Annotated in this window: 1 pseudogene; it reads left to right on the top strand. The window is 58.3% G+C overall.

The window, feature by feature from the left end:
• Positions 1–350: pseudogene (locus tag H6A60_RS12830) on the top strand (ABC transporter substrate-binding protein); the annotation flags it as partial.

Genomic DNA, 350 nt, shown 5'->3' with positions numbered 1-350 from the left:
CTCTGGCAGACTGTAATTCTCGAACAAGGCGGCGCACTCATGGCCCCCGACGGCAATCACTGCGGCTTCAATAACGACATCGGACTCAAAGCGCTTGAACTTTGCGTTCGCATCATGAAGGAAGGCGGCATGACGATGCGAGACTACGAACAATCCCGCCAGCAGTTTGCGGCTGGCAAAATCGGGATCATCGCATCTTCTCCCAATGCCGCTCGCGCCTTCACAGACCTCGTGGGCGACAAGTTCCGGCTTGGCTGCATGACCTATCCGCGCATGAACAAGGAAAAGGGGCGACTCCCGACGGGCGGCAACGGCGGCGTCATCCTAACGAAAGCCCCGGTGAAGCAGAA

The sequence above is a fragment of the Sutterella massiliensis genome (genome assembly GCF_016899755.1).
GTDB lineage: Bacteria > Pseudomonadota > Gammaproteobacteria > Burkholderiales > Burkholderiaceae_F > Sutterella > Sutterella massiliensis.
This window is presented reverse-complemented; position numbering and strand designations above follow the sequence as displayed.